Source organism: Streptomyces marokkonensis (genome assembly GCF_008312835.1).
Lineage (GTDB): Bacteria > Actinomycetota > Actinomycetes > Streptomycetales > Streptomycetaceae > Streptomyces > Streptomyces marokkonensis_A.
In genome coordinates this window covers 15,508-27,783 of the sequence record NZ_VSKS01000011.1, presented here as the reverse complement: position 1 = coordinate 27,783, position 12,276 = coordinate 15,508, and the positions used below count along the sequence as shown (strand labels likewise).

Genomic DNA, 12,276 nt, shown 5'->3' with positions numbered 1-12,276 from the left:
TGCTCAGGAGGCGAGGATCATGGGGAACGGGGCGCTCGACGGTGCGGTGATCGCGGTGGCCGGCGCGGGAGGACCCGCGGGACGTGCGGCACTGCTCAGGCTGGCCGAGGCGGGGGCGACGGTCGTCGGCTCCGACAACGACCCGGAGCGGCTGGCGGAGGCGGTCGACGCGGCGCGCTACGCGCACGGCGGCGCCACCGTCACCGGTGACACGGTCGACCTGCTCGACCTGGACTCCACCCGCGACTGGGCCGCCCGGGTCGAGAAGGAGTTCGGCCGCGTCGACGGACTGGTCCACCTCGTCGGCGGCTGGCGCGGCAGCGAGACCTTCACCAAGACCAGCCTGGACGACTGGGACTTCCTCGAGCTGCTGCTGGTGCGCACGGTGCAGCACACCACCCTCGCCTTCCACGAGGCGCTCCAGCGCAGCGACCGGGGCCGGTACCTGCTGATCAGCGCGGCCGGCGCGAGCAAGCCCACCGCGGGCAACGCCGCGTACGCCGCCGCCAAGGCCGCCGCCGAGGCGTGGACGCTCGCCATGGCCGACTACTTCCGCAAGGCCGGGGGCGAGCAGGGGCCGACGTCGGCGGCTGCGATCCTGGTGGTGAAGGCGTTGGTGCACGACGCGATGCGCGCCGACCGCCCCAACGCGAAGTTCGCGGGCTTCACGGACGTCGAGGACCTGGCCGAGGCCATTGCCGGAGTCTGGGAGAAGCCCGCCGCGGAAGTGAACGGAAACCGTCTGTGGCTGACCGAGAAGCCGTGAACCCACCGAGGACCGACGCGCGTCGTCATCACGACCCGGATGTCCGCGGTTTCGCCAGCGACAACTACGCCGGGGCCCACCCGGAGGTGCTCGCCGCCCTGGCCGTGGCCAACGGCGGGCACCAGGTCGCGTACGGCGAGGACGCGTACACCGAGAACCTCCAGCAGGTGATCCGCAGCCACTTCGGCCCCACGGCCGAGGCCTTCCCGGTCTTCAACGGCACCGGCGCCAACGTCGTCGCGCTCCAGGCGGTCACCGACCGCTGGGGCGCGGTGATCTGCGCCGAGAGCGCCCACATCAACGTGGACGAGGGCGGAGCGCCGGAGCGGGTCGGCGGTATCAAGCTGCTCACCGTGCCCACCCCGGACGGCAAGCTCACCCCCGAGCTGATCGACCGGCAGGCCCACGGCTGGGACGACGAGCACCGCGCGATGCCGCAGGTGGTCTCGCTGGCCCAGGCCACCGAGCTGGGCACGGTCTACACGCCCGACGAGATCCGCGCCATCTGCGAGCACGCCCACGCCCGCGGCATGAAGGTGCACGTCGACGGCTCCCGGCTGGCCAACGCCGCCGCCACGCTGAACGTGCCGCTGCGCACCTTCACCAACGCGGCCGGCGTCGACCTGCTCTCGCTGGGCGGCACGAAGAACGGCGCCCTGTTCGGCGAGGCGGTCGTGGTGCTGAACCCGGACGGCATCCGGCACATGAAGCATCTGCGCAAGCTGTCCATGCAGCTCGCGTCCAAGATGCGCTTCGTCTCGGTGCAACTGGAGGCGCTGCTGGCCCGGGACCTGTGGCTGCGCAACGCCCGGCACGCCAACGAGATGGCCCAGCGCCTGGCCGAGGGCGTGCGCGCGGTGCACGGTGTGGAGATCCTCTACCCGGTGCAGGCCAACGCCGTCTTCGCACGGCTGCCGCACGAGGTGAGCGAGCGCCTGCAGAAGCGGTTCCGCTTCTACTTCTGGGACGAGGCGGCGGGCGACGTCCGCTGGATGTGCGCCTTCGACACCACCGAGGACGACGTGGACACGTTCGTGGCGGCACTCAAGGAGGAGATGGCCCGCTAGGAGTGTTCGCATAGGTATGCGGTCGATCGGAAATGCATTGACTGCCGGTCGGCCGCCTTCCTATGCTCTGGCGCCATGCAGCTGATCCAGGAAACCCCGGACCTCTCCGCGTATGTGGCCGCCGACGAGGTGATCGACCATCACCATCCGCTGGTCCGGCGGACGGCCGCGCATCTCGCCGCAGGGGTGGCGGACTCGTATGAGTATGCGCGGGCGGCGTTCGAGTTCGTGCGCGACGCCATCCCGCACTCCCAGGACTCCGGCGATCTCCGTGTCACCTGGCGGGCCTCCGACGTCCTGGAGCAGCGCACCGGCATCTGCTACGCCAAGGCCCACGCGCTCGCCGCGCTGCTGCGCGCCGAGGACATCCCGACCGCGCTCTGCTACCAGAACCTCGGTGTCGTCCACGGCCTGGTCGCCGTGCGGTTCCACGGTGCCTGGCACCGTCAGGACCCCCGGGGCAACAAGCCCGGAGTGGACGCACGGTTCTCCCTGGACGGTGAGCGGCTGGCCTTCACGCCCGACCCGGCGTCCAACGAGATGGACTATCCGGTCCTGTATGCTGCACCGCATCCGGTCGTGCTGAGCGCCCTCAGGGCCGCGTCCGACCGGCCGCACCTGTGGCGGACGCTCCCCACCGCACTCCGAACCCAAGGCGGGTCATGACTTTCACACCGACCGTGTCCGACGAGGTGCGCGCCCTCGCACCCGGGTTCACCCATGTCACCGTCGAGGCGCACGACCTGGTCAACGGAGCGAGCACGGAGGCGAGTTCCGCACTGCTCGACGACGCGACCCGCCGGCTCGCCGGGCGCCTGCGGGGGAGGGCCCCGCACGAGGACCCGCACATGGCGGCCTGGCGCGAGATCTACATGGCGTTCGGCTCCAAGCCGTCCCGCACCCGCAACTCGGCGGAGGCCCTGGCCAAGCGGGCCCTGTCGGAGGCGGGACTGCCCCGGATCAACCTCCTCGTCGACCTCTACAACGCCATCAGCGTCGCCCACCTCGTCCCCGTGGGCGGCGAGGACATCGACCGCATCCGGGGCGGCATGCGGCTCGTCCGGGCCACCGGCGAGGAGGACTTCGTGACCGTCGCCGGGGGAGAGGAGACCGTCGAACACCCCGACCCCGGAGAGGTGGTGTGGCGCGACGACACCGGCGTGACCTGCCGCCGCTGGAACTGGCGCCAGGGCCCGCGCACCCGGCTCACCGAGGAGACCACCTCGGGCATCTTCCTGCTGGAGAGCATGGCCCCGATGCCGGTCCCCGAGGTGGAGGCGGCCGCCGCCGAACTCGCCGGCCTGCTCGAGAAGTTCAGCCCCGGGGCAGGCGTCACCGTCCACCCCGCCGCCTGAGCGGCCCCGGACGATCGCCGGTCTGCCCGCCACGCGTGACGGGGGGTGACGGAGCGGGAGCGGACGGACGGGACGTACGGCGCCCTACGGCTCGCCGGCCCGAGCCCGCTTCCGGGCCGTGCGCGGGTGCCGACGCGGCCGCACCGGGGCGGGCGGACGTCCCCGACGGCATGGAGCCCGGTATCGCCCGGATGCCGGCCGGCCGCGCCGCGGACGAAGCCCGAGCCCCCGGGCAGGCGCAACCCGGCGAGGTGTCAGAGCGCCTCGGCCTGGCGGACCTGTTCCGGGGTCGGGGCCGTGCCGCCGAGGTGGGCGGGCATCCACCACGTGTCGTCCGGGCCCTTGGGCCGCACCGGGTACGCCCGCTGCGCCGCCTCCAGCAGCTCCTGCACGCGCTCGCGCAGCTGACGGGTGATCGCACCGGCGTACTTGTCCCTGGACGCCTCGATCGCCTCGCCCACCCGGAGGGTGATGGGCGTGTGGCTGCGCTTGAAGTTGCGCGGGTGGCCCTTGGTCCACAGCCGCTGCGTGCCCCACACCGCCATCGGGATCAGCGGCACGCCCGCTTCCTGCGCCATGCGCGCGGCCCCCGACTTGAAGCTCTTCAGCGTGAACGACTGCGAGATCGTCGCCTCCGGGAAGACACCCACGATCTCCCCCGACCGCAGCGACCGCAGCGCGTGCTCGTAGGCCGCCTCGCCCCGCTCGCGGTCCACCGGGATGTGCTTCATACCGCGCATCAGCGGACCGGAGACGCGGTGCCGGAAGACCGACTCCTTCGCCATGAACCGTACGAGCCGCTTCTGGGGGAGCGCCGCCAGGCCGTTGAAGACGAAGTCCAGGTAGCTGATGTGGTTGCTCACCAGCACGGCGCCGCCCGAGCGCGGGATGTTCTCCGAACCCTGGCAGTCGATCTTGAGGTCCCACGCCTTGAACAGGGTGCGGGCGAAGCCGACGACGGGCCGGTAGACGAGTTCTGCCATGGGCGGATAGGAACCCTTCCTTCTCTGTCTGGGTGGAGGCTCCCAGTCGAAGTTACGCAGCCGTAGGTTTTACGGCTTGTCGCAGATGGTGCCCGAAGAACGGCCGGTGAACCAGCCCTGACGCCCGTCGGCGGCGAGATTCTTGTCACGTCGCCCCCTGATCCACCTCGGTCTTTGCCCGGACGCCGGGGAATTTCCGGGGCCGCCGGGACGCTTGGGGCAGGTGACGGCGGACCGTGGCGGGAGAGGTCGAGTGCGGGATCGGGACGGATTGGCAGAGTCCGGGGCGAAGGCGCCGTGGGCGGGGCTGGAGGCCGAACTGGGGGAGCGGGCCACCCTCCTGCAGTTCTCCAGCGCCTTCTGCGCGCCCTGCCGGGCGACCCGGCGGGTGCTCGGCGAGGTGGCCCGCCTGGTGCCCGGCGTGGCGCATGTCGAGATCGACGCCGAGGCCCGTCTGGACCTCGTACGCCGGCTCGAGATCGTCAGAACCCCGACGGTGCTGGTCCTCGACGCGGCCGGACGGATCGTGCGGCGCGCGACCGGACAGCCGCGCAAGGCGGACGTGATCGCCGCCCTCGGGGAGGTGCTGTGAGGGCCGCCGGGACCGCGGTGAGGCATCTCCCACATCACGGGACCGACTTGACTGTGCATGCCACCCGTCGTCAGCCTGACTCCATGTCTTCGGAACTCCTTCGCCTCCGGCGGGTACCCGGCCGCCCGGCGGCCGCCCGCGCCGCGCGCGTGCGCCGACCGGGCCGGTGAGCAGCCGCGAACCCGCTCGTCACCTCTCGCAGAAGGACAGTTTCATGACGGCCCCGTCCGACCTCGGCACCGCCCGGCCCGCCTCGCCCGACCTGTTGCGCTCCGTCTTCCGCAGGCATGCCGCGGGCGTCGCGGTGATCACGGCGCGCGGCAGCCGGGGCCCGGTCGGCTTCACCGCCACCTCGCTCGCCTCCGTCTCCGCCGAGCCCCCGATGCTGTCCTTCGGGGTCGGCACGGGCGGTTCCAGCTGGCCCGTGATCGCGACGAGCGACCACGTCGGCGTGCACGTCCTCGGAGAGCACCAGCAGGCACTGGCGGCGACCTTCGCGCGCAGCGGCGCGGACCGCTTCGGCCCGGCCACCGCCTGGCAGGATGGGCCCGAGGGGGTTCCCGTACTGGACGACGTGCCCGCCTGGATGGTGTGCAAGGTGGTGGCGCGGGTGCCCGCGGGCGACCACCGGATCGTGGTCGCCGAGGTCCTGCTGGGCGACCCGACCGGACACGGCCGTCCGCTCCTCTACCACCAGGGACGCTTCAACGGTCTGCGCGACTGACCGGGGTCCTTCCTGGTCGCGGACCCGTCGAGTTCCGGTTACGCTGCGTTGCGAAGGTCACAGTTCAAAGCGCTTGCTTAGCGGGAAGGAACTGGGTGTACTGACGAGTAATATTTCGTTCGGAGCGTGGGTCGCCCCGACCGGGATCGCCCGCTTCAGGCGCCTATGCTGCCTGCAGGCAGGCAGCCAGAAATGACGATGCAGTAGGAGAGCCGGCGTGAGCTTGAGGATCGTTGTCACTGTGAAGTACGTGCCCGACGCCACTGGCGACCGGCACTTCGCCGATGACCTGACCGTCGACCGTGACGATGTGGACGGTCTGCTCTCCGAGCTGGACGAGTACGCGGTCGAACAGGCGCTGCAGATCTCGGAGAACTCCGACGACGACGTGGAGATCACCGTGCTGACGGTGGGCCCCGAGGACGCCAAGGACGCGCTGCGCAAGGCGCTGTCCATGGGCGCCGACAAGGCCATCCACGTCGAGGACGACGACCTGCACGGCACCGACGCCATCGGCACCTCCCTGGTCCTGGCCAAGGCGGTCGAGAAGGCCGGCTACGACCTGGTCATCTCCGGCATGGCCTCCACCGACGGCACCATGGGCGTCGTGCCGGCGCTGCTCGCGGAGCGTCTGGGCGTGCCGCAGGTGACCCTGCTGTCCGAGGTGTCCGTCGAGGACGGCACGGTCAAGGGCCGCCGTGACGGCGACGCCGCCTCCGAGCAGCTCGAGGCCTCCCTCCCCGCGGTCGTGTCGGTCACCGACCAGTCGGGCGAGGCCCGTTACCCGTCCTTCAAGGGCATCATGGCGGCGAAGAAGAAGCCGGTTCAGTCCTGGGACCTGTCCGACCTCGACATCGACGAGGACGAGGTCGGTCTGGACAACGCCTGGACCGCGGTCGACGCCGCGGCCGAGCGTCCGGCCCGCACCGCGGGCACGATCGTCAAGGACGAGGGCGAGGGCGGCAAGCAGCTCGCCGCCTTCCTCGCGGAGCGGAAGTTCGTCTGACACAGCCTCGCGAGCCGGAAGTTCGTCCGAGCCGAGGCTCACCTCGCGTTCCGCCCCCTCACACTTCGCAAGCAGGAGAGAAGAAGTCCCATGGCTGAAGTTCTCGTCTACGTCGACCACGTGGACGGTGCCGTCCGCAAGCCGACCCTGGAGCTGCTGACCCTGGCCCGACGCATCGGCGAACCCGTCGCCGTCGCGCTGGGCAACGGCGCCGCCGACACCGCCGCCACGCTCGCCGAGCACGGCGCGGTGAAGGTCCTCACCCACGAGGCCGCCGAGTACGCCGACTACCTCGTCGTGCCCAAGGTGGACGCCCTCCAGGCCGCCCACGAGGCCGTGTCCCCGGCCGCCGTTCTGGTGCCCTCCTCCGCCGAGGGCAAGGAGATCGCCGCGCGTCTGGCGCTGCGCATCGGCTCCGGCATCATCACCGACGCCGTCGACCTGGAGGCCGGCGACGAGGGCCCGGTGGCCACGCAGTCGGTGTTCGCCGCCTCCTACACCACCAAGTCCCGTGTCTCCAAGGGCACCCCGGTCATCACGGTGAAGCCGAACTCGGCCGCCGTCGAGGCCGCCCCGGCCGCAGGCAGCGTCGAGGCCCTGTCGGTGACCTTCTCCGCCGCGGCGACCGGCACCAAGGTCACCGGCCGTACGCCGCGTCAGTCGACCGGCCGTCCGGAGCTGACCGAGGCCGCGATCGTCGTCTCCGGCGGCCGTGGTGTCAACGGCGCGGAGAACTTCGCGATCATCGAGGCGCTCGCCGACTCGCTCGGCGCGGCCGTCGGTGCCTCGCGTGCCGCCGTCGACGCCGGCTGGTACCCGCACACCAACCAGGTCGGCCAGACCGGCAAGTCGGTCTCGCCGCAGCTGTACATCGCCTCCGGCATCTCCGGCGCGATCCAGCACCGGGCCGGTATGCAGACCTCGAAGACCATCGTGGCCGTCAACAAGGACGCCGAGGCCCCGATCTTCGACCTGGTCGACTACGGCGTCGTCGGCGACCTGTTCGACGTCGTCCCGCAGCTGACCGAGGAGATCAAGACCCGCAAGGGCTGATCACCCCCCGGCTTGTCCGAGGCCCCCGCGACCGCGCCGGTCGCGGGGGCCTCGACGTGTCACCGGGCCGGCACCGCGCCCGCACCGCGAAGGTGTCGACTCGACAGTGTTGACCGGCCGGAAGCCGCCGGATAGCGTCGTTGCACGAAATGTTGATTTCGTATCGCGGAAGTGCGGGAGAGTGCGGAATGGGTCAGGGGCAGCAGGAGCGGGTGGTGACGAGTCTGGCGGACGCCGTCACCGAGGAGATCGGGGCCCGTCTCGCGCCGGTCGACGCCGAACTGGAGCGCCGCTACCCCGGAGACCCCGGCACCCGCCAGCCCGTCCACACCGTCTACGTCCCCGCCGACGTCTTCGCCGCCGACACCCTGCGCACCTGGGGCGACCAGGCCCTCGCCGCACTCGACGAGCACGCCCCGGACGCCGCGTCCTTCGCCGCCGTCCTCGGTCTGGACGGCACACTGGCCGAGGACGTGTACGGCCGCGTCCGCGCCAAACTGGAACGCGAACCGGTCGAGGACCTGCGCGTCGACTTCGAGGACGGCTACGGCGACCGTTCCGACGCCGAGGAGGACGCCGCCGCGGCCCGCGCGGCACGGCTCGTCGCCGAGGCGTACGCGGCAGGCGCCGCGGCCCCGTACACGGGCATCCGCATGAAATGCATGGAAGCCGCCGTGCGCGACCGGGGCATCCGCACCCTCGACATCTTCCTCACCGGCCTGACGGAGGCCGGGAGCCTGCCCGACGGGCTGGTCCTCACCCTGCCCAAGGTCACGTATCCCGAGCAGGTCACCGCCATGGTCCGGCTCCTGGACGCCTTCGAGGAGGCGCGCGGTCTCGCGTCCGGCCGGATCGGTTTCGAGATCCAGATCGAGACCAGCCAGGCCATCCTCGCCGCCGACGGCACCGCGACCGTCGCCCGTATGATCCGGGCCGCCGACGGCCGTGCCACCGGCCTGCACTACGGAACCTTCGACTACAGCGCGTGCCTCGGTGTCTCCGCCGCCCACCAGGCGAGCGACCACCCGGCCGCCGATCACGCCAAGGCCGTCATGCAGGTGGCCGCCGCGGGCACCGGCGTACGCGTCTCGGACGGCTCCACCAACGTCCTGCCCGTCGGCCCCACCGAGAAGGTCCACGACGCCTGGCGCCTGCACTACGGCCTCACCCGCCGCGCCCTCGCCCGCGCCTACTACCAGGGCTGGGACATGCATCCCGGGCACCTCCCCACCCGGTACGCGGCCGTCTTCGCCTTCTACCGCGAGGGCTTCGAACAGGCCGCCGCCCGGCTGGCCCGGTACGCCGGCCGCGTCGGCGGCGACGTCATGGACGAGCCGGCCACCGCCAAGGCCCTCGCCGGCTACCTGCTCCGGGGGCTGGACTGCGGCGCCCTGGACGCCTCCGAGGTCGCCCGGGCCACCGGTCTGACCCGGGCCGGCCTGGAGGGCTTCGCCTCCCCCCGGCGGGGCGGGCCGACGGCCTCCGCCCAGTAGCCCGGATATGACTCGCCCATTTGCCTCACCTATCGAATCTCGATAGATTCCCATCGTGGTTCGAGTGAAGGAGGGGCGATGGGACGACTGACCGTGCTCGCGCTGCGCGCCGTGATCGTGGCGCTGCTGGCGGGTTCGCTGGGGGTGCAGGCGGTCATGGTGCCGCTGCTGGCGGGCGACCTGGAAGGGCTCGACGCGGAGTACGCGTACCTGCGCACCCCGCTCCTCCTGGTCGTGGTCCTCGTCGTGCTGGCGGCACAGACCGTCCTCGTCTGCGTCTGGCGCCTGGTGACGATGGCGCGGCGGGGGACCGTCTTCTCCCACGCCGCCTTCCGCTACGTGCACATCGTCATCGGCGCCTTCGTCGCCGCGGCCCTGCTGGTGTTCGCGCTCGGGGCGCTCCTGGCGCCCGGCGAGGCCGTGGCCCCGGGCATCGTGCTCCTGGTCGGCGGGGCCGCTCTGGCGGTCCTGGGCATCGCGCTCATCGTCCTCGTCCTGCGGATGCTGCTGGCGCAGGCCGTCGCGCGCGACGTCGAGGCGTCGCGGATGCGGGCCGAGCTGGCCGAGGTGATCTGATGCCGATCGCCGTCGACATCGACGTGATGCTGGCCAGACGGAAGATGTCCGTGGGCGAACTCGCCGAACGCGTCGGCATCACCCCGGCCAATCTGGCGGTGCTCAAGAACGGCCGCGCCAAGGCGGTGCGTTTCACGACCCTGGCCGCCCTCTGCGAGGTGCTCGAATGCCAGCCCGGCGACCTGCTGCGCTGGGTGCCCGAGGAAGTCCAGGCCGCGCAGGTGGTCCGCTCCCCCTAGGCTGTACGCCACGCACGGTCGGTGGCGTCACGGAACGGGGCAGCGGTGTCAACGGGGGAGTACGGACAGGCGGACGGAACCGGGCGGCTGCTGGCCGGCCGTTACCGGGTCACCGCGCGGCTCGGCCGCGGCGGCATGGGCGTGGTCTGGAAGGCGGTCGACGAGGTCCTCGGCCGCGAGGTGGCGGTCAAGGAACTGCGGACCTACACCGACGCGGCCGGCCCCGAACTGGCGGACCTGGGACTGCGCATGCGGCGCGAGGCGCGGGCCGCGGCCCGGGTGCGCCATCGCGGTGTCGTCGCCGTCCACGACATCGCCGAGACCGACGGCCGCCCGCTGATCGTCATGGAACTCGTCGACGGACCGTCCCTGGACGACGTGCTCCGCGACCGCGGCACCCTCGATCCGCGCGAGGCCGCCGGAATCGGCGCCGAGGTGATGGACGCGCTGGCCGCGGCGCACCGGGCCGGCGTGCTGCACCGCGATGTCAAGCCCGGCAACATCCTGCTCGACCGCTCGGGCCGGGTCGTGCTCACCGACTTCGGCATCGCCGCCATGGACGACCCCGGCGACGGCTCGGCGACCCGGCTCACCCGCAGCGGCGAGATCGTCGGCTCCCTCGACTACCTGGCGCCGGAACGCGCCCAGGGGGGCGTCCCGGGGCCGGCCTCCGACGTCTGGGCCCTGGGCGCCACGCTGTACGCGGCCGTGGAGGGCGCCTCGCCCTTCCGCCGCACCTCGACGTTCTCGACCCTCACCGCCATCGTCACCGAGCCGGTCCCCGAGTCGCCCCGGGCCGGTGCGCTCGCGCCCGTCCTCCGGCGGCTGCTGGACAAGCGGCCCGAGTCCCGCCCGGAGGCGGCGGAGGCGTGCGACCTCCTGAAGGCCGTCGCCACCGGCACGGACACCCCGACGGCCGCGCTGCGCCTTCCCGCACCCGGACGGACCGGGACGGTGCCCGGCGTCCCCGCGGTGCCGCCGGAGGCCGCGGGCCCGGGATCAGGCGCCGTGGATGCCGCCGGGCGCACGGTCCCCGACGCCGCCTCCCCGTCCACGGCCTCTCCGTCCACCGGCGCCCCGGGCACCCCCTCGGCATCCCGCCGCAGGCGCCGCGCACTGCTCGCCACGGGGGCCGTCATCGTCGTCCTCGTCACGGCCGGGGTCACGGCCGCCGTACTGGGCTCCCCGGACGACAGGCGGGCGGACGCCCGCGCCGGCGCCCCGGCCTCCCTCTCCACGGCGGGCGACGGGGACACCGGCCGTCTCCCGGGCCCCGGAGCCGGCACGGAGAAGCCCGGCGGGAAGGACGGGACCGGCGACGCCGCGACCGACGGTCCCGCCGCGAGCGCCCCGGCGAAGACCCCGGACGACGGCGCGTCCGGGGAGGCCCCGGTCTGCCACCCCATCGGCGGCGGCAGGTACAACTGCGACGTCTGGCGCACCGCCACGTCCCACACCGCCTCCGGCACCGAGGTCGGCACCCTCGAAGCGGGCACCAACTACTTCTACTGCCAGCAGAACCTGGGCCGCCGTGAGACCCGGGGCGAGTGGACCAACATCTGGTGGGCCAGGACCGACGACGACAGCGGCAACACCGATGTCTGGGTCAGCGACGTCTACATCAGGGGCGGCGCCAACGACGCACCGGTGCCCGGGCTTCCCTACTGCTGAGACCCGACGTACCGCTCCAGGCCGCAGACGGTCACCATCTTCTCCTCGGCGAACAGCCGTGTGCCCCGCGCGCACAGCCCCCGGTCGGCGCGGGCCCGCGCGCAGAACTCCTCGGGCGAGGCGCCGAACAGCTCCCGCATACCGGGTACGTTCGCGAGCAGGTCGGTGAGCAGCGGCCGCTGGCCCGGATGGCCGCGCGGGGCGCCGGCACCGTCGTGCAGCACGCCGTGACGGTTGACGTACGCGTACGCGCCGGGCAGCACCGAGCCGTCGGCGAGCTCGATCCGCACGTCGGGCGCGGGCAGCCAGGCGCGCCGGAAGTTGCCGTCCGGGCGCGGCACGCCCTCGCTCGCGTCGATCACCGCGACCTGCCGGGCGTCCAGCCAGAGGACGAACAGCTCCCGCACCGCTCCCGGGGCGGCGACCGGCGAGTGGGACACGTAGCCCATGCGGCTGACGTGCGCCGAGACGCCGATGCCGACGCCCGTCACCCGGGCCCGCACCATCGGCAGCGCCGTGATGATCCCGGATTCGGCCATCTTGTGCCGCAGCTGCCCCGGGCAGGCGTTGGAACCGACCGCGAGCACCGGTACGCGGTCCTCGTACACCAGGCGGTCCAGCGGCAGCAGCCGGTGCCCGTCGAGCAGCCCCGACTCCCTCGGCCAGGCTCCCGGATACAGCAGCGGATGCGTGCGCGGCGCCTCGTCCAGCCCCAGGGCCCGCAGCGAGCGGTCCTCCTCCACCGGCACCG

Annotated in this window: 14 protein-coding genes; 12 read left to right on the top strand and 2 right to left on the bottom strand. The window is 72.6% G+C overall.

Annotation, left to right across the window (positions count from 1 at the left end; translation table 11 throughout):
* The first annotated feature begins 19 nt into the window (after positions 1-19).
* The 4 genes from F1615_RS19835 to F1615_RS19820 all read left to right on the top strand — a co-directional run bounded on the left by F1615_RS19835 (position 20) and on the right by F1615_RS19820 (position 3,188).
* Entirely contained in the window at positions 20-766 is a 747-nt protein-coding gene (locus F1615_RS19835; RefSeq protein ID WP_149550567.1) for an SDR family NAD(P)-dependent oxidoreductase, read from the top strand.
* Positions 763-1,833: a threonine aldolase family protein gene (locus tag F1615_RS19830; protein WP_149550355.1), complete on the top strand. Its 1,071-nt coding sequence runs from the start codon at positions 763-765 to the stop codon at positions 1,831-1,833. Before F1615_RS19835 ends, F1615_RS19830 begins: the two co-directional genes overlap by 4 nt.
* Positions 1,834-1,908: 75 nt before the next feature.
* On the top strand, positions 1,909-2,499 hold the full coding sequence (locus F1615_RS19825) for a transglutaminase domain-containing protein (protein ID WP_149550354.1): 591 nt from the start codon (positions 1,909-1,911) through the stop codon (positions 2,497-2,499).
* Positions 2,496-3,188: a B3/B4 domain-containing protein gene (locus tag F1615_RS19820; protein ID WP_149550353.1), complete on the top strand. Its 693-nt coding sequence runs from the start codon at positions 2,496-2,498 to the stop codon at positions 3,186-3,188. Before F1615_RS19825 ends, F1615_RS19820 begins: the two co-directional genes overlap by 4 nt.
* Before the next feature lie 254 nt (positions 3,189-3,442).
* Here the strand turns inward: F1615_RS19820 and F1615_RS19815 are convergent, their stop codons facing one another.
* Positions 3,443-4,171, bottom strand: coding sequence for a lysophospholipid acyltransferase family protein (locus F1615_RS19815; RefSeq protein ID WP_149550352.1), 729 nt, complete (start codon positions 4,169-4,171; stop codon positions 3,443-3,445).
* A 214-nt stretch (positions 4,172-4,385) separates the two neighbouring features.
* Here F1615_RS19815 and F1615_RS19810 point away from each other — a divergent pair, with 214 nt between their 5' ends.
* The 8 genes from F1615_RS19810 (at position 4,386) to F1615_RS19775 (ending at position 11,525) form a co-directional block, all read left to right on the top strand.
* Positions 4,386-4,763 (top strand): thioredoxin family protein, encoded by a 378-nt coding sequence (locus F1615_RS19810; RefSeq protein ID WP_208818365.1) that lies wholly within the window; start codon positions 4,386-4,388, stop codon positions 4,761-4,763.
* 214 nt (positions 4,764-4,977) lie between these two features.
* The gene (locus tag F1615_RS19805; protein WP_149550350.1) at positions 4,978-5,487 is read left to right on the top strand and encodes a flavin reductase family protein; all 510 of its coding nucleotides are present in this window, start codon (positions 4,978-4,980) and stop codon (positions 5,485-5,487) included.
* 217 nt (positions 5,488-5,704) lie between these two features.
* Positions 5,705-6,493 (top strand): electron transfer flavoprotein subunit beta/FixA family protein, encoded by a 789-nt coding sequence (locus F1615_RS19800; RefSeq protein ID WP_149550349.1) that lies wholly within the window; start codon positions 5,705-5,707, stop codon positions 6,491-6,493.
* A 90-nt stretch (positions 6,494-6,583) separates the two neighbouring features.
* The gene (locus tag F1615_RS19795; RefSeq protein ID WP_149550348.1) at positions 6,584-7,546 is read left to right on the top strand and encodes an electron transfer flavoprotein subunit alpha/FixB family protein; all 963 of its coding nucleotides are present in this window, start codon (positions 6,584-6,586) and stop codon (positions 7,544-7,546) included.
* A gap of 188 nt (positions 7,547-7,734) precedes the next feature.
* Positions 7,735-9,039, top strand: a complete 1,305-nt coding sequence (locus F1615_RS19790; protein ID WP_149550347.1) for a DUF6986 family protein — start codon at positions 7,735-7,737, stop codon at positions 9,037-9,039.
* A 78-nt stretch (positions 9,040-9,117) separates the two neighbouring features.
* Complete coding sequence (locus tag F1615_RS19785) at positions 9,118-9,615, top strand: DUF2975 domain-containing protein (RefSeq protein ID WP_149550346.1); 498 nt, start codon at positions 9,118-9,120, stop codon at positions 9,613-9,615.
* Complete coding sequence (locus tag F1615_RS19780) at positions 9,615-9,854, top strand: helix-turn-helix domain-containing protein (RefSeq protein WP_149550345.1); 240 nt, start codon at positions 9,615-9,617, stop codon at positions 9,852-9,854. Before F1615_RS19785 ends, F1615_RS19780 begins: the two co-directional genes overlap by 1 nt.
* Before the next feature lie 45 nt (positions 9,855-9,899).
* On the top strand, positions 9,900-11,525 hold the full coding sequence (locus F1615_RS19775) for a serine/threonine-protein kinase (protein WP_149550344.1): 1,626 nt from the start codon (positions 9,900-9,902) through the stop codon (positions 11,523-11,525).
* On the opposite strand, the gene F1615_RS19770 is transcribed toward F1615_RS19775, so the two are convergent.
* Positions 11,516-12,274, bottom strand: coding sequence for a hypothetical protein (locus F1615_RS19770; RefSeq protein WP_149550343.1), 759 nt, complete (start codon positions 12,272-12,274; stop codon positions 11,516-11,518). The genes F1615_RS19775 and F1615_RS19770 overlap by 10 nt on opposite strands.
* Positions 12,275-12,276 lie beyond the last annotated feature (2 nt).

Excerpts from the sequence above, each read along its gene's own strand:
- F1615_RS19835 (WP_149550567.1), top strand. The coding sequence starts at position 20 with ATGGGGAACGGGGCGCTCGACGGTGCGGTGATCGCGGTGGCCGGCGCG.
- F1615_RS19825 (WP_149550354.1), top strand. The coding sequence starts at position 1,909 with ATGCAGCTGATCCAGGAAACCCCGGACCTCTCCGCGTATGTGGCCGCC.
- F1615_RS19820 (WP_149550353.1), top strand. The coding sequence starts at position 2,496 with ATGACTTTCACACCGACCGTGTCCGACGAGGTGCGCGCCCTCGCACCC.
- F1615_RS19815 (WP_149550352.1), bottom strand. The coding sequence starts at position 4,171 with ATGGCAGAACTCGTCTACCGGCCCGTCGTCGGCTTCGCCCGCACCCTG.
- F1615_RS19805 (WP_149550350.1), top strand. The coding sequence starts at position 4,978 with ATGACGGCCCCGTCCGACCTCGGCACCGCCCGGCCCGCCTCGCCCGAC.
- F1615_RS19795 (WP_149550348.1), top strand. The coding sequence starts at position 6,584 with ATGGCTGAAGTTCTCGTCTACGTCGACCACGTGGACGGTGCCGTCCGC.
- F1615_RS19790 (WP_149550347.1), top strand. The coding sequence starts at position 7,735 with ATGGGTCAGGGGCAGCAGGAGCGGGTGGTGACGAGTCTGGCGGACGCC.
- F1615_RS19785 (WP_149550346.1), top strand. The coding sequence starts at position 9,118 with ATGGGACGACTGACCGTGCTCGCGCTGCGCGCCGTGATCGTGGCGCTG.
- F1615_RS19780 (WP_149550345.1), top strand. The coding sequence starts at position 9,615 with ATGCCGATCGCCGTCGACATCGACGTGATGCTGGCCAGACGGAAGATG.